Source organism: Herbiconiux gentiana (assembly GCF_024978135.1).
GTDB lineage: Bacteria > Actinomycetota > Actinomycetes > Actinomycetales > Microbacteriaceae > Herbiconiux > Herbiconiux gentiana.
The window spans coordinates 31,262-46,668 of record NZ_JANTEZ010000001.1 but is presented as its reverse complement, the minus strand read 5'-3'; the positions used below and the strand labels follow the sequence as shown (position 1 = coordinate 46,668).

At 70.8% G+C, this 15,407-nt stretch carries 11 protein-coding genes; 3 read left to right on the top strand and 8 right to left on the bottom strand.

The window, feature by feature from the left end; translation table 11 throughout:
* Positions 1-62 precede the first annotated feature (62 nt).
* From dxs to dut, 6 genes are all read right to left on the bottom strand, one after another.
* Entirely contained in the window at positions 63-2,030 is a 1,968-nt protein-coding gene (dxs, locus tag NVV95_RS00185; protein WP_259484532.1) for a 1-deoxy-D-xylulose-5-phosphate synthase, read from the bottom strand.
* A gap of 128 nt (positions 2,031-2,158) precedes the next feature.
* Positions 2,159-4,975 carry an aconitate hydratase AcnA gene (acnA, locus tag NVV95_RS00180; RefSeq protein WP_259484531.1) on the bottom strand — a complete coding sequence of 939 codons (2,817 nt, stop codon included), beginning with the start codon at positions 4,973-4,975 and terminating at the stop codon, positions 2,159-2,161.
* Between the two features lie 150 nt (positions 4,976-5,125).
* Positions 5,126-7,528, bottom strand: a complete 2,403-nt coding sequence (locus NVV95_RS00175) for an HAD-IC family P-type ATPase (protein WP_259484530.1) — start codon at positions 7,526-7,528, stop codon at positions 5,126-5,128.
* The gene (locus NVV95_RS00170) at positions 7,528-8,250 is read right to left on the bottom strand and encodes a DUF3159 domain-containing protein (RefSeq protein ID WP_259484529.1); all 723 of its coding nucleotides are present in this window, start codon (positions 8,248-8,250) and stop codon (positions 7,528-7,530) included. Before NVV95_RS00170 ends, NVV95_RS00175 begins: the two co-directional genes overlap by 1 nt.
* A 4-nt stretch (positions 8,251-8,254) precedes the next feature.
* The gene (locus tag NVV95_RS00165; RefSeq protein ID WP_259484528.1) at positions 8,255-8,932 is read right to left on the bottom strand and encodes a DUF3710 domain-containing protein; all 678 of its coding nucleotides are present in this window, start codon (positions 8,930-8,932) and stop codon (positions 8,255-8,257) included.
* Positions 8,929-9,387, bottom strand: coding sequence for a dUTP diphosphatase (dut, locus tag NVV95_RS00160; protein ID WP_259484527.1), 459 nt, complete (start codon positions 9,385-9,387; stop codon positions 8,929-8,931). Before dut ends, NVV95_RS00165 begins: the two co-directional genes overlap by 4 nt.
* A 68-nt stretch (positions 9,388-9,455) precedes the next feature.
* On the opposite strand from dut, the gene NVV95_RS00155 reads away from it, so the two are divergent.
* The gene (locus NVV95_RS00155; RefSeq protein WP_259484526.1) at positions 9,456-9,902 is read left to right on the top strand and encodes a DUF3093 domain-containing protein; all 447 of its coding nucleotides are present in this window, start codon (positions 9,456-9,458) and stop codon (positions 9,900-9,902) included.
* Positions 9,903-9,924: 22 nt separating this feature from the next.
* Here the strand turns inward: NVV95_RS00155 and NVV95_RS00150 are convergent, their stop codons facing one another.
* A complete protein-coding gene (locus NVV95_RS00150; RefSeq protein ID WP_066038695.1) occupies positions 9,925-10,218 on the bottom strand; it encodes a DUF4193 domain-containing protein in 294 nt (97 codons plus the stop codon).
* A gap of 201 nt (positions 10,219-10,419) precedes the next feature.
* Between NVV95_RS00150 and sepH the strand changes: the two genes are divergently transcribed.
* Entirely contained in the window at positions 10,420-11,622 is a 1,203-nt protein-coding gene (sepH, locus tag NVV95_RS00145) for a septation protein SepH (protein ID WP_259484525.1), read from the top strand.
* 49 nt (positions 11,623-11,671) lie between these two features.
* Here sepH and NVV95_RS00140 read toward each other — a convergent pair whose 3' ends face one another.
* Positions 11,672-12,832, bottom strand: coding sequence for an alkaline phosphatase family protein (locus tag NVV95_RS00140; protein ID WP_259484524.1), 1,161 nt, complete (start codon positions 12,830-12,832; stop codon positions 11,672-11,674).
* Between the two features lie 75 nt (positions 12,833-12,907).
* Here NVV95_RS00140 and NVV95_RS00135 point away from each other — a divergent pair, with 75 nt between their 5' ends.
* Positions 12,908-15,373 (top strand): DNA gyrase/topoisomerase IV subunit A, encoded by a 2,466-nt coding sequence (locus tag NVV95_RS00135; RefSeq protein WP_259484523.1) that lies wholly within the window; start codon positions 12,908-12,910, stop codon positions 15,371-15,373.
* Positions 15,374-15,407 lie beyond the last annotated feature (34 nt).

Genomic DNA, 15,407 nt, shown 5'->3' with positions numbered 1-15,407 from the left:
GACGACCGTTACCCCGCGGACCACCGGACCGCTGCTACGCAGAGACGCAGCGCTCGCGACGCCTAGCGGCTGGCGGGGTGGAGGGGCGTCGAGCCCGTGTCGGCCGGGCCGGTCGAGGCCGGGCGGGAGTCGACGGGGCGCGCGATCGGGATCTTGTTGCCGCGCACCTGGGCGACGAGGTCCTCCGCGATCTGGGCGGGCGTGAGGCCGACGCGCTCGAGGATCTGCTCGCGGGTCGCGTGCTCGAGGAACTCGTCGGGCAGCCCGAGCTCGGTGACCGCGGTGTCGACGCCGGCCTCGCGGAGGTCTTGACGAATGCGCGTGCCGATACCACCGACCCGCACACCGTCCTCGATCGTCACGACGATGCGGTGCGCATCCGACAGCTCGATGATGCTCCACGCCACGGGCACGACCCAGCGCGGGTCGACCACGGTGCAACCGATGCCCTGCTCGGCGAGCAGCTCGGCCACGTCGAGCGCGATGGTCGCCATGGTGCCGACGGCCACGATCAGAACGTCCTTCGACTCGCCCTCGCGCAGCACGTCGACCCCGTCGCCGGTGCGGCGGAGCGCGACGAGCTCGGGGCCGACGGAGCCCTTCGGGAAGCGGATGACCGTCGGCGCGTCGGTGACCCGGACGGCCTCGGCCAGCTCCTCGCGCAGGCGTTCGGCGTCGCGGGGGGCGGCCAGACGGATGCGCGGCACGACCTGGAGGATCGCGAGGTCCCACATGCCGTGGTGGCTCGCCCCGTCGGGCCCGGTGACGCCGGCCCGGTCGAGCACGAACGTGACGCCGGCCTGGTGCAGCCCGACGTCCATCAGGATCTGGTCGAACGCCCGGTTCACGAACGTGGCGTACAGCGCGACGACCGGGTGCAGGCCGCCGAATGCGAGACCCGCGGCCGAGGTGACGGCGTGCTGCTCGGCGATGCCGACGTCGAGCACCCGCGACGGGAAGCGCTCGGCAAACTTGTGCAGCCCGGTGGGGCGCAGCATCGCCGCCGTGATGCCGACGATGGTCGGGTCGTTCTCGGCCTGCGCGACGATCTCGTCGGCGAAGACGCCCGTCCACGAGGGAGCCCCCGAGGAGCCGATCGGTTCGCCCGTCTCGGGGTCGATCTGGCCGACGGCGTGGAACTGGTCGGCCACGTCGGCGAGAGCGGGCTCGTAGCCACGGCCCTTCTCGGTGATGGCGTGCACGATCACCGGAGCCGCGTAGTCCTTCGCCTGACGCAGGGCCTCCTCCATCGCGCGGACGTCGTGCCCGTCGACCGGCCCGACGTACTTGATGTCGAGGTTCGCGTAGAGCGCCGCGTTGTTCGTGAGACGGCTGAGGAAGCCGTGCAGGCCACCACGCGCGCCACGGTAGATGGCCCGGCCGGGCGACCCGAAGTGGTCGAACAGGCGGCGGCTCGACTGGTGCAGCTGCTGGTACTTGGATGCGGTGCGCACGCCGTTGAGGTATCGCGCCATGCCGCCGATGGTCGGCGCGTACGAGCGGCCGTTGTCGTTCACGATGATCACGAGGTTGCGGGAGTTGTCGTCGCTGATGTTGTTCAGCGCCTCCCAGGTCATGCCGCCCGTGAGCGCCCCGTCGCCGACGACCGCGACGACGTGGCGGTCGGTCTGACCGGTCATCTCGAAGGCGCGGGAGATGCCGTCGGCCCAGGACAGCGAGCTCGACGCGTGCGAGGACTCGACGACGTCGTGGGGGCTCTCGGAGCGCTGCGGGTAGCCGGCGAGGCCGCCCTTCTGGCGCAGCATCGAGAAGTCCTGCCGGCCGGTGAGCATCTTGTGCACGTAGGACTGGTGGCCGGTGTCGAACACGATGGCGTCGCGCGGGGAGTCGAAGACCCGATGGATGGCGATGGTCGTCTCGACGACGCCGAGGTTCGGCCCCAGGTGCCCGCCGGTCTTGGAGACCTCGGCCACGAGGAACGCGCGCACCTCGGCCGCCAGCACTTCGAGCTCCTCGACGGAGAGGCCGTCGAGGTCACGCGGACCCCGGATCTGTTCGAGCAGGCTCATAGCTACCACCTTCCCACGCCCAGCTGGATTCGCCGTCAACACGGCCCGGAAACGCCGCCCAAAAACGCCGCTCCGGAGACGGCAGAGCGGCGGGCGCCGAAGCGCCCGCCGCTCACGTCCAGCTCCGATCAGACCAGGCTGCGCAGCACGTACTGCAGAATTCCACCGTTGCGGTAGTAGTCGGCCTCACCGGGGGTGTCGATGCGCACCACGGCGTCGAACGCGACCGTCTCCTTGCCGGGAGCCGACGCCTCGCTCGGCTCGGCGGTGACGCGCACCGTCTTCGGAGTGGTGCCCGAGTTCAGCTCCTCGATGCCCTCGATCGAGACGATCTCGGTGCCGTCGAGGCCGAGCGACGCCCAGCTCTCTCCGGCCGGGAACTGCAGCGGCACGACGCCCATGCCGATCAGGTTCGAGCGGTGGATGCGCTCGAAGCTCTCGACGATGACGGCCTTGACGCCGAGCAGCGACGTGCCCTTCGCCGCCCAGTCGCGCGACGAGCCCGAGCCGTACTCCTTGCCACCGAAGATCACCAGCGGCGTGCCGGCGGCCTGGTAGTTCTGCGAGGCGTCGTAGATGAACGACTGCGGGCCGCCCTCCTGGGTGAAGTCGCGGGTGTAGCCGCCCTCCACACCGTCGAGCAGCTGGTTCTTCAGCCGGATGTTCGCGAAGGTGCCGCGGATCATCACCTCGTGGTTGCCGCGACGCGAGCCGTAGGAGTTGTAGTCCTTGCGGTCGACGCCGTGCTCGTCGAGGTAGCGGCCGGCGGGGCTGTCGGCCTTGATGTTGCCGGCGGGGCTGATGTGGTCGGTGGTGACCGAGTCGCCGAGCTTGGCCAGCACGCGGGCGCCGACGATGTCGGTGACCGGGGTGGTCTCGATCGTCATGCCCTCGAAGTACGGGGGCTTCCGCACGTAGGTCGACTGCGCGTCCCACTCGAAGGTGGGGCCGGTGGGCGTCGGCAGCGACCGCCAGCGCTCGTCGCCCTCGAAGACGCTCGAGTACTGGTGGTCGAACATCGCGGTGTCGATCGACGAGTCGATCGTCGCCTGCACCTCGGCCGCGTCGGGCCAGATGTCCTTCAGGAACACGTCGTTGCCCGAGGAGTCCTGACCCAGCGGGTCGACCTCGAAGTCGAAGTTCATCGACCCGGCCAGGGCGTAGGCGATGACGAGCGGCGGCGACGCGAGGTAGTTCATCTTCACGTCGGGCGAGATGCGGCCCTCGAAGTTGCGGTTGCCCGAGAGCACCGCGGTGACGGCCAGGTCGTTGTCGTTGATGGCCGCGCTCACCTCGTCGATCAGCGGACCGGTGTTGCCGATGCAGACCGTGCAGCCGTAGCCGACGGTGTAGAAGCCGAGGGCCTCGAGGTCGTCGGTGAGGCCGGCCTTGGCGTAGTAGTCGGTGACGACCTTCGAGCCCGGGGCGAGCGTGGTCTTGACCCACGGCTTCGCCTTGAGGCCCAGCTTGTTCGCGTTGCGCGCCAGGAGGCCTGCGGCGAGCATGACGCTCGGGTTCGAGGTGTTGGTGCACGAGGTGATGGCGGCCACCGCGACGGCTCCGTGGTCGAGCGTGTAGCTGTCGCCGGACGGCGTCTCGACCCGCGTGGGCTTCGACAGGTCGCCCGGGGCGTGGCTGACGTGGGAGTGCGAGACCTCGTGGGCCGTGTCCTCGTCTTGCGGGGTGAAGCCGATGGGGTCGGACGCCGGGAAGGTGTCCTCCACCGCGGCGTCGACCCGCGACAGGTCTTGAGTGGCGTAGTCGGCCAGGTCGCGCACGAAGGTCTCCTTCGCGACGCTGAGCTCCACGCGGTCTTGCGGGCGCTTGGGGCCCGAGATGGACGGCACGACGGTGCTGAGGTCGAGCTCGAGGTACTCGCTGAACTCGGGCTCCTGCGACGGGTCGTGCCAGAGCTTCTGCAGCTTCGAGTACGCCTCGACCAGCGCGACCTGCTCCTCGCTGCGGCCGGTGAAGCGCAGATAGTCGAGGGTGACGTCGTCGATGGGGAACATGGCGGCGGTCGAGCCGAACTCAGGGCTCATGTTGCCGATGGTGGCGCGGTTCGCGAGCGGCACCTGGCCGACGCCCTCGCCGTAGAACTCGACGAACTTGCCGACGACGCCGTGCTTGCGCACCATCTCGGTGATGGTGAGCACCACGTCGGTGGCGGTGACGCCCGGCGGGATGGAGCCCGAGAGCTTGAAGCCGACGACCTTGGGGATGAGCATGGAGACGGGCTGACCGAGCATGGCCGCCTCGGCCTCGATGCCGCCGACGCCCCAGCCGAGCACACCGAGGCCGTTGACCATGGTGGTGTGCGAGTCGGTGCCGACGCAGGTGTCGGGGTAGGCGCGCAGCACGCCGCCGACCTCACGGGTGTAGGTGACGCGCGCCAGGTACTCGATGTTGACCTGGTGCACGATGCCCGTTCCGGGCGGCACGACCTTGAAGTCGTCGAAGGCCGTCTGGCCCCAGCGCAAGAACTGGTACCGCTCGCCGTTGCGCTCGTACTCGATCTCGACGTTGCGCTGCAGGGCGTTCTCGGTGCCGAACAGGTCGGCGATGACCGAGTGGTCGATCACGAGCTCGGCGGGCGCCAGCGGGTTGATCTTCGCCGGGTCGCCGCCGAGGGCGCTGACGGCCTCGCGCATGGTGGCGAGGTCGACGATGCAGGGCACACCCGTGAAGTCCTGCATGACCACGCGCGAGGGCGTGAACTGGATCTCGGTGTCGGGCTCCGCCGTCGGAACCCAGCCGCCGAGCGCCGAGATGTGCTCGGCCGTGATGTTCGCACCGTCCTCGGTGCGGAGGAGGTTCTCGAGCAGCACCTTCAGGCTGAACGGGAGCTTCTCGTGGCCCGGCACCTGGTCGATGCGGAACACCTCGTAAGAGGCATCACCGACCTTCAGGGTGTCTTTCGAACCGAAACTGTTGACTGCCGACACGTCGACCTCACCTTCGCTGACTCACGTCGATTTTCGTGCGTGAGAGGGGTGGATGGCTAGCAAGGGAACCCTAACGACGGGCCCCCGCGAACCGCTTCACGTCGAGACGATTTATCTTGACGTCGAGATAAATATACCCCCAGCGCCGCGCTACTCGCGGTCGGACACGAGCCCCTTCGAGCGGGCGATCCGATACCAGAGCTCGATGCCGCCCGCGCCCAGCACGCCGACGCCGACCGCGTAGGCGAGGCCGGGCAGCCCGGGCACCTCCAGCGCGAAGAAGTCCCGCGCGAGCGGAACGGCGAACGACACGGCGAAGGTCAGCGTGACCGAGCCGATCAGCACCAGCCGTGCGCGCGACAGCGGCCGGGCGAGCACGCTCAGCACCCAGAGCGACACGATGAACAGCGTGATCGTCACGAGGCTGCGCGTCTCGTCGAGCGGCAGCAGCGCGCTCAGCACCGCGTACGACGCGATCACGGCCGCCGAGGCGATCAGGCCCGACGGTATCGAGAAGCTCAGGATGCGCTTCAGCACGCCGGGCCGATACCGCCGACGGTTCGGCGCGAGGGCGAGGAAGAACGACGGGATGCCGATCGCGAGCGTCGACACCAGCGTCATCTGCCGCGGCAGGAACGGGAAGCGCCAGAGCAGCACGGCCACCACCACGGCGAGCACGATGCCGTAGACCGTCTTGGTGAGGAACAGGTTCGACACCCGCTCGACGTTCGCGATGACCCGCCGGGCGTAGTCGAGCACGGTGGGCAGCCGGTCGAATCGGCCCTCGAGCAGCACGATGCGCGACACCGCCCGGGTCGCCGGAGTGGCGTTGCCCATGGCGATGCCGAGGTCGGCGTCCTTGACCGCCATGGCGTCGTTGACCCCGTCGCCCGTCATGGCGACGGTGTGACCGTCGGCCTGCAGCTGATGGACGACCCGTCGCTTCTGCTCCGGGGCCACCCGGCCGTAGACGCTGGTTCCGCTCAGCGCCGAGACCAGCGACTCGTCGGAGACGAGGGTCGAGGCGTCCTGCGCCTGGCCGGGCAGGCCGAGCTCCCCCGCGATCGCACCGACCGTGACCGGGTTGTCGCCCGAGAGCACGACGACCCGCACGCCCTGCTCGTCGAAGTAGTCGAGCGTCGGCCGCGCATCCGTTCGCACCGTCTCGTGGAACACCGCGATCGCCGCGGGCCGGAACCCCTCGCCCGGGGTGACCCGCTCGGCGTAGTCGGAGGCCGTGCCCGTGCCGCGGCCGAGCGCGAGCGCCCGCCGGCCACCGGAGGCGATGCCCTGGGCGGCGGCCAGGGCATCCGGGAACCCCTCGAGCAGCCGTTCGGGTGCGCCGAGCAGCCAGGTCTCGCGACGGCCGTCGCGGTCGAAGGTGACGGCGCTGAAGGCGCGACGCGAGTTGAACGGCAGCCGCTCCACCACCGTGCCGCCGTCGTCGCCGTAGTGCGGGCGCAGCGCCAGCGCGGTCTGGTTGGCGGCGACGTCGTGGGCGATCAGCCCGAGCACGGCGTCGAGCTCGGCGTCACCGAAGGGCGGCGACCCGGGCGGCTGCTCGATCGTGACGAGCCGCTCGAAGCCGATCTCGCCGGTGGTCAGGGTGCCGGTCTTGTCGAGGCAGAGCACGTCGACGCGCGCCAGCACCTCCACCGCGGCGAGCTCCTGCACGAGCACCTTCTGGCGCCCGAGCTGAATCACCGCGACACCGAAGGCGAGGCTCGTCAGCAGTACGAGCCCCTCGGGGATCATGCCCACCACCGCGGCCACGGTGTCGATCCCGGCCTGCCGGAAGTCCTCAGGCGTGGTGCCGTCCCCGCTGTAGGCGATCACCCGCCCGATCACGACGATGGCGATGACCGGCAGCAGCAGCCAGGTCAGGTACACCAGGATGCGCGTGGTGGCGGCCCTGAGCTCGGAGTACACCACGGAGTGCCGCTTGATCTCGCGCGTCAGCGTGTTGGCGTAGGAGTCGGCCCCCACGGCCGTGACGGTCGCCTCGGCCGTGCCCGACACCACCAGCGAGCCGGAGAGCACCTTGTCGCCGGAGTGCTTGGCGACTGGCTCGGACTCGCCGGTGAGCATCGACTCGTCGACGAGGAGGTCGCTGGCGCTGCCGAGGGTCGCGTCGGCCGTGACCTGATCGCCCGGCCGCAACAGCATGAGGTCATCGAGCACGATGCGCTCGGGGCGCACGACGACGACCGCTCCGCCGCGGCGCACCGCGGTCTCGGGGGCCGACAGCAGGGCCAGGCGCTCCAGGCTCCGCTTCGCACGCAGCTCCTGCACGATGCCGATCAGCGAGTTGACGACGACGATGCCGAAGAACAGGCCGTCGCCGAGGTCGCCGAGCAGCAGCACGGCGATGAAGCAGGCCGTGAGGATGCCGTTGAAGAACGTCAGCACGTTCTCCCTCAGGATGCTCGAGACCGACCGCGAGAGCGAGGAGTCCTGCACGTTCGTCTGCCCGCGGGCGACGCGCTCGGCGACCTCCTCGTCGCTCAGCCCCGGCGCCTCCCCCGCACCGACACGCTCCCCCGGCGCGGTCACTACTCGGCCGTCTCCGTCGGCACCGGGTCGGCGGCCGCCGGCTTCGAGTACGCCGCCCGCACGAGCAGCCAGGTGACCCAGAGCAGGCCCGCGTACAGCGGAACCCCCATGATCAGCTTCACCGACCCCAGCAGCGTGGTCTCGCCCGCGAAGTAGAGGGGCAGCTCGAACAGCAGCCGGGCCGCGAACAGCCCGACCCAGCACCAGGTGGCCACGAGCACGACCCGGCCCTTCGCGGGGTCGGTGCGGTACCCGGCGGGGTCGTTGGCGAGCAGCCCGACGATCACGCCGATCAGCGGCCGGCGGATCACGAGCGAGACGAGCAGCACGATCAGGCAGACCGTGTTGATCGCGATGCCGACGAGGAAGTTGTCCTCGGCGCGCCCGGTGAACAGCGCCAGCGCCGCCGAGACGCCGACCCCGAGGAGACCCGCGATGGCCGGCATCGGCGCACTGCGGGTGACCAGGCGCACGATCACGAAGACCACCGAGACGGCCACCGGTGCGGCGACGGCGAGCACCAGGTCTTTCGTGACCGTGTAGATCACGAGGAACGCGAGCCCGGGCAGGATCGACTCGATCAGGCCGCGCACGCCGCCGATGGCGCGCAGCAGCGACGAGCCCGACGGGGTCTCCCCCGGCTTCACCTGACCGATGCCGGCGTTCCGGGCGGCCTGGGCGAAGGCCTCGTGGAAGGTGGGCTGACGCTCCGGCTCGCTCACGGGGTCAGCCGGCGGCCGGCGCGGCGCCGCCGGAGGCCGCGGTCTTCGGGATGCTCAGCGGGATCAGGTCGCGCGGGGGCATCGGCTGCGTGCCGCGCACGACGACGACGCTGCGGAACAGCTCCTCGACGGCGGCCTTGGCCGTGGGGTTCTGGATGGCCTCGCCCGCGATCACGCCGCGCAGCAGCCAGCGCGGGCCGTCGACGCCGATGAAGCGCGCGACGCGCATGCCCTGCGAGCCGTCGGGCGCGGTGGCCGGCACCCCGGCGACGAGCTCGGGCCCGAACGGACCGAGCTGCGCCGTGCTCTTGCCGCCCTGCTTGAGGATCTGGTCCTCGATCTGCTCGCGGATCTCGTGCCACAGCCCGGTCGAGCGCGGAGCGGCGAACGCCTGCACCTGCAGCGTCGATCCGGCGTAGTCGAGGCCCACCGCGACGACGCGGTTGGTCCCCTCCTCCACCTCCAGGCGCAGGTGCAGCCCCTCGCGGGGAAGGATCTTGAGACCGCCGAGGTCGACGTAGGGGCGGGCGGGGCTCGCCTCGGTGGCGTCGAAGGGGCCCTCGGTCGAGCGGTCGGCGGGCGCCGACTTGGCGTCGCGGTCGACGACCTCGGCCGCGTCGTCGTCGGTGGTCGCCAGCTCGCCCTCGGTGGGCTCTTCTGGAACGAGTTCGTTGTCGGTCATGACTGGTTTCCGTTCGTGGGCGACGAGTATCCGGTGGAGCCGAAGCCGCCCTGCCCGCGATCGCTCCCGGGGAGCGTCTCGACGGGCACGAAGACGGCTCGCGTCACCGGCATCACGATCAGTTGCGCGATTCTGTCGCCGACGGCGATATCGTACGGCACTGCGCTGTCGGTGTTGAGGAGGGCGACCTTGATCTCGCCGCGGTAGCCCGCGTCGACGGTGCCCGGTGCGTTGACGATGGTGATGCCGTGCTTCGCAGCGAGCCCCGAGCGCGGCACGACGAAGGCGGCGAAGCCGTCGGGCAGCGCGATGGCGACACCCGTGCCGACGAGCCGCCGCTCCCCCGGGGCGAGCGTGAACGCCTCGGCCGAGCGGAGGTCGGCCCCGGCGTCGCCCGGGTGGGCGTACTGCGGCACCTCGGGCGCGGTGATGAGGATCTCGGTGGTGGAAGTCACGAGTCGAGGCTAGGGCATCCACCACCGGGCTGTCGGGCCCCTTGTGCAAAGGATGATCGAATAGAGGCATGTCGAACTATCGGGAACGGCTCACCCCGTCGCTCTGGGTCTTCGTGGCCACCGCCCTCGTCATCCCGGCGAGCATGCTGGTCTTCGCTCCGGTGACCGCGGTGCCCGGGCTCGTCGTCGGCACGGCCGTCGGTCTGGTGCTCTACGCCGGTGTGCTCGTCGTGCTGATCGCGACCGCGCCGGTGATCGAGGTGGCGGGGGGCCGGCTGAGGGTCGGCCGAGCATCCATCGCCCTCGATCTTCTCGGCGGATGCACGGCTTTCGACGGCGCCGAGGCCACCGCCGAACGCGGCCAGCGTCTCGACGCCCGCGCCTACCTCTGCATCAGGGGTTGGGTGAAGCCGGTCGTTAAAATGCGAATCGCCGATCCGCTGGACCCGACACCCTACTGGCTGGTGTCGAGCCGGCGTCCCGGCGATCTCATCGATGCGGTGACGGTGCGCTAGGCGCGCCTCGCGCGAAGGGCCTCTAGGAGGCGCACTCCACGCAGATCGCGCCGAGCTTCTCCTCGTGGTCGATCTGCGAGCGGTGCTTCACCAGGAAGCAGCTCACGCAGGTGAACTCGTCGGCCTGCGGGGGCAGGACGACGACATCCAGGTCGAGGTCGGAGAGGTCGGCTCCGGGCAGTTCGAACCCACCCGGGTTGTCGGCGTCATCGACATCTACGACGCCGGACATCTTGTCCGGAACTCGCTCCTTCAGCGCTTCGATCGAGTCCGAGTCGTCATCGGTCTTGCGCGGTGCGTCGTAATCAGTCGCCATGCCCATCCACTTCTTGAATACAGCCGTTTAACCAAATCGGCGGCGTTAGTTTGCATCAAAGATGCTCGAATAGCAAACCGTCGAATGAGCAATGAATACTCACGCGGCCATCAACTTCCGGCACGCCCGGAACATTCCCCGTCGCGGGCGGTGCCGCGTGGCATCCTGTCAGCGAACAGTGACCTCTGGAGGCCTTCCACCATGCAGGATCTAACGGTAATCGGAGTCGAGAACGGGGCGTTGATCGTCTCGAGCGACGGCGGGGAGCGTTTCCGCATCGTCATCGACGACGTGCTCCAGTCCCGGCTCCGCGCAAGCATCGCGTCCGCCCAGGGCGGAAAGAAGGTCTCGCCGCGCGAGATCCAGATGCACATCCGCGCCGGTCTCTCGGCCGTCGAGGTGGCCGAGCTCACCGGGGCCGACGTGGAGTACGTCGAGCGCTTCGAGGGTCCGGTGCTCGCCGAGCGCCAGTTCATGGTCGACTCGGCGCTCCGCGTGCCCGTGCAGCCCACCTCCCCCGCCGACCCGCTCGGTGAGGAGCCGCTGTCGACCTTCGGCGACGCGCTCGAGGAGCGCCTCGAGGGGCTCACCGCCCAAGACGTGCGCTGGGCCAGCTGGAAGGACGAGACGGGCTGGATCGTCAAGCTCACCTTCTCCTCCCGCGAGATCGAGCACGACGCCCGCTGGCAGTTCGACCCGAAGCGGCACGTGCTCACCCCTCTGAACAACGAGGCCACCACGCTGTCCCGGCACGGCGAGCTGACCGAGGGGCTCATCCCGCGGCTGCGTGCGGTGTCGGTCGACGACAGCCAGCGCTTCGACAGCGGCGCCTTCGACCCGCTCGAGGCGGCGGCCGGCCCCGAGCCGGTTCAGGATGCCCGACCCGAGCCCGCGGCGGCGACCCCCGCCCCGTCCGAGACCCCGACCACCGTGGTGGGGGCGAGCCGCCTGCTGCGCGACCCCTCCCGCGAGGCGGCCGCACGCTCGGACAACCGCCCCTTCGACGCCTTCGCCGTGAAGCGCTCCGACGACGAGCCGGCCGACCACAACCAGACCGCCGACCTGCTCGAGGCGCTGCGCCGCCGACGGGGCGAGCGCGAGGCGGCGGCGGTCGAGCCCGAGGAGACCGCCGAGCATCCGGTGTTCGGCGGGCCCCGCCCGCTCGAGCGCCAGCCGGTCGCCATCGCCGAGCGCGACGACGCCCAGGAGATCGCCGACCTGTTCGGCCCCGACGCCACCGACACCCCGCTCGACGGGCTCGGCGCCGAGCTCGCCGACGCCCCGGCCGGCAAGGGCGCGCGCGGAGCGACCGGGCCGCAGCCGCGCGCGAAGCGACAGCGGGCGTCGATGCCGAGCTGGGACGAGATCGTCTTCGGCGCGCGCAGCGACGACGACCCGGCCTAGGCGGCGGCGGCGCCCAGCCGGGGCGCGGTCAGGTCGGCGCGCCGGCAGCTCAGCGCGCGAAGACCCCGGCGCGCAGCAGCGGCACCATCGTCTCCTCGTCGGTGAGCGAGCCGTGCTGCCCGATCATCGACTGCCCCGCGGTGTCGCCGCCGCGCCCGTCATAGTACGCCACCAGCTTGCGGGCCGCGACGATCACGTCGCCGATCCGCGGCCGCACCTCGTCGTCGACCTCGGGGCCGAACCAGCCTGCCGCGATCGCCTCGTCGCGCGTCGCGATCCACGCTCGGGAGCCCTCGGCGGCACGCCAGGCGTCGGCGAGGCGGTCGGCGGCGGCACGCGCATCCGGAACCGACAGGCTCGGGTCGAGGTAGAGCTGCACGCAGCGCGGGTCGCCCCCGACGTGGGCCACACCCTCGACGAGCGACGGCACCTCGCCGAAGAGCACGTGGCCCGTGGCCGGGACATCGACGACGCCGTGGTCGGCGGTGAGCAGCAGCCCCTCGCCCCGGCGCAGCTGCGAGACGAAGCCGCCGTAGACCTGGTCGAGGGTCTCGAGGGTGGCGAGCCAGCGGTCGGACTCCCAGCCCTTCGCGTGGGCCAGCTGGTCGAGCTCGGGGACATAGAGGTACACCAGGCGCCGGCCGCCCTGATCGAACAGGCGGCGGGCGGCGGCGAAGCGCTCGGCGATCGAGCCGGCCGGCACGTACTCGGCGCCGCGCAGGATGGCCTGGGTGAGGCCGGAGCTCGCGTACTTGGCCGGCCCGATGGTGTTCGTGGGGATGCCTGCGTCGCGGAGCTGCTCGAAGACGGTGGGGCGGCGCTGCCAGGTGGCCGGGAGCATGTCGTCGGACCAGCCCGAGAGCTGGTTCACGACCGCACCGGCCGCGGGCACGAGCGCGGTGTAGCCGACGATGCCGTGCTCGCCCGGGCGGGTGCCCGTCGTGAGGGAGGACAGGGCGGCGGCCGTGGTGGTCGGGAAGCCGCTGACGAGGCTCGACCGTCTGGTCAGCGCGGCGGCCAGTGTGCGGGCGTGACCCGCGCGGGCGCGGAGCGCAGCGGTGCCGAGACCGTCGACCAGCACGACGAGGATGCGCTCGGCCGCCGGCAGCTCGAGCGGGTTCGGCTCGCCGTCCAGCGCCCGCGTGCAACTCGGCAACACGTCGGCGAGCGTCAGCTCCCCCACCGCGCGCGTCGGTAGCATGGTGACCATTCGGCCAAGTCTGGCACACGACCTCCTGCCGCGCCCTCGCATCCGGGCGTGCGCGGCTCCACGAGAAACCATCCAATGACAGCAGCGAAGAACGATCCGTCCGAAGCCGTCGTCGAGAAGATCCTCGACGTCGACGTCTCGACGGAGATGCAGGACTCGTTCCTCGAGTACGCCTACTCGGTCATCTACTCCCGCGCCCTGCCCGACGCCCGCGACGGGCTGAAACCCGTGCAGCGCCGCATCCTGTACATGATGAGCGACATGGGCCTCAGGCCCGACCGCGGTCACGTCAAGAGCGCCCGCGTCGTCGGCGAGGTGATGGGCAAGCTGCACCCGCACGGCGACACCGCCATCTACGACGCCCTGGTGCGCCTGGCGCAGTCGTGGACCATGCGCGTGCCGCTCGTCGACGGCCACGGCAACTTCGGCTCGCTCGACGACGGCCCGGCCGCCTCGCGCTACACCGAGGCACGCCTCGACGCCGCGGCGATGGCGATGGTCGAGAACCTCGACGAGGACGTCGTGGAGTTCGTGCCGAACTACGACAACCAGCTCACCCAGCCCGACGTGCTGCCCGCGGCCATCCCGAACCTGCTGGTCAACGGCACCACCGGCATCGCGGTGGGCATGGCCACCAACATGGCCCCGCACAACCTGATCGAGGTCGTGGCGGGCGCCCGCTACCTGCTCGAGCACCCCGACGCCTCGCTCGACGAGCTGATGTCGTTCATCCCGGGCCCCGACCTGCCGGGCGGCGGCACCATCGTCGGCCTCGCCGGCGTGCGTGACGCCTACGAGACCGGTCGCGGCGCCTTCAAGACGCGCGCGAAGGTCTCGGTCGAGAACCTCACCGCCCGCAAGGTGGGCCTCGTGGTCACCGAGCTGCCCTACCTGGTCGGCCCCGAGAAGGTGATCGCCAAGATCAAGGACGGCGTCACCTCGAAGAAGCTGCAGGGCATCAGCGACGTCACCGACCTCACCGACCGCACGCACGGGCTGCGCCTCGTGATCGGCATCAAGACGGGCTTCAACCCCGAGGCCGTGCTGGAGCAGCTCTACAAGCTGACCCCGCTCGAGGACGGCTTCAACATCAACAACGTCGCGCTGGTCGACGGCGGGCCGCTCACTCTCGGGCTCCGCGAGCTGCTGATCGTCTACATCAACCACCGCATCGACGTGGTCACCCGTCGCACCCGCTTCCGGCTGGCTCGGCGCAACGAGCGGTTGCACCTCGTCGAGGGCCTCCTGATCGCCATCCTCGACATCGACGAGGTGATCCAGGTCATCCGCACGAGCGACGACAGCGAGGCCGCCCGCGCCCGGCTGATCGAGGTGTTCGAGCTCAGCGTGCTGCAGGCCGACTACATCCTCGAGCTGCGCCTGCGCCGGCTGACGAAGTTCTCGCTGATCGAGCTCGAGGCCGAACGCGACCGCCTGCGTGAGGAGATCGCGCAGCTCGAGGCCCTGCTCGGCGACCCGGCGCTCATCCGCCGGGCCGTCTCGGACGAGCTCGAGGAGGTGGCCGAGAGGTTCGGCACCCCGCGCCGCACCCTGCTCACCGAGGCGCGGCCCCAGGCTCCGGCGTCACGGCGCTCGCAGCCCGTGCTCGAGGTGGCCGACTCCCCCTGCACGGTGTACCTCAGCACGACGGGTCGGGTGCTCCGGGTCGACCGGGAGGAGGGGGCCGAGGACGGCCCGGCGGGTCCGGCCGTCAGCACCCGCCGCAGCAAGCACGACGCCATCCGCAGCGAGGTCACCACGACCCGGCGCTCCGAGGTCGGGGCCGTCACCGACTCGGGCCGATTGGTCCGGATGCCCGTGCTCGACCTCCCCGCCGCGCCCGCCAACTCGGTGCAGCTCGGCGCCGGCGTGCGGGTGAGCGACTACCTGGCGCTCGACAAGCGCGAGAAGATCGTCGGACTGGTGTCGCTGACCTCGTCGGTGCCGATCGCCCTCGGAACCGCGCAGGGCGTCGTGAAGCGTGTCGCTCCGGGTGCCTACCCGGCCAAGCCCGACTTCGAGCTGATCGCCCTGAAGCCGGGCGATCGCGTCGTCGGAGTCGCTCAGCACTCCGAGGAGGACGAGCTCGTCTTCATCACCTCCGACGCGCAGCTGCTGCGCTTCTTCCAGGCGAGCGTGCGGCCCCAGGGTGTCACCGCGGGCGGCATGGCGGGCATCAACCTCGGCGCGGGTGCATCGGTGATCTTCTTCGGCTCGGTGCCCGACACGGGTGACGCCGTGGTCGTGACCATCGCCGGGAGCACCGCCACGCTCGCGGGAACCGACCCGGGCACGGGCAAGGTCTCGGATTTCGCCGAGTTCCCGCCGAAGGGCCGGGCCACCGGAGGCGTGCGGGCCCACCGATTCCTGAAGGGCGAGGACGTGCTCACCGCGGCCTGGGCAGGGCCGGCCCCCGCACTCGCCGTCGCCAACGACGGCGCCGCCCGGACCCTCCCCGAGGTCGGGGCCCGGCGCGATGCGTCGGGAGTGGGTCTGGGCGGCGTCGTGGGATCGGTCGGAGCGGAGCGCTCGGCGAGCTGACGGGCTGCTGCCTGTCGCGGCTGCGGCTGCCTCC

Coding starts and splice junctions, on each gene's coding strand:
- dxs (WP_259484532.1), bottom strand. CDS start 2,030: ATGAGCCTGCTCGAACAGATCCGGGGTCCGCGTGACCTCGACGGCCTC.
- NVV95_RS00165 (WP_259484528.1), bottom strand. CDS start 8,932: ATGACCGACAACGAACTCGTTCCAGAAGAGCCCACCGAGGGCGAGCTG.
- NVV95_RS00155 (WP_259484526.1), top strand. CDS start 9,456: ATGTCGAACTATCGGGAACGGCTCACCCCGTCGCTCTGGGTCTTCGTG.
- NVV95_RS00150 (WP_066038695.1), bottom strand. CDS start 10,218: ATGGCGACTGATTACGACGCACCGCGCAAGACCGATGACGACTCGGAC.
- sepH (WP_259484525.1), top strand. CDS start 10,420: ATGCAGGATCTAACGGTAATCGGAGTCGAGAACGGGGCGTTGATCGTC.
- NVV95_RS00140 (WP_259484524.1), bottom strand. CDS start 12,832: ATGGTCACCATGCTACCGACGCGCGCGGTGGGGGAGCTGACGCTCGCC.
- NVV95_RS00135 (WP_259484523.1), top strand. CDS start 12,908: ATGACAGCAGCGAAGAACGATCCGTCCGAAGCCGTCGTCGAGAAGATC.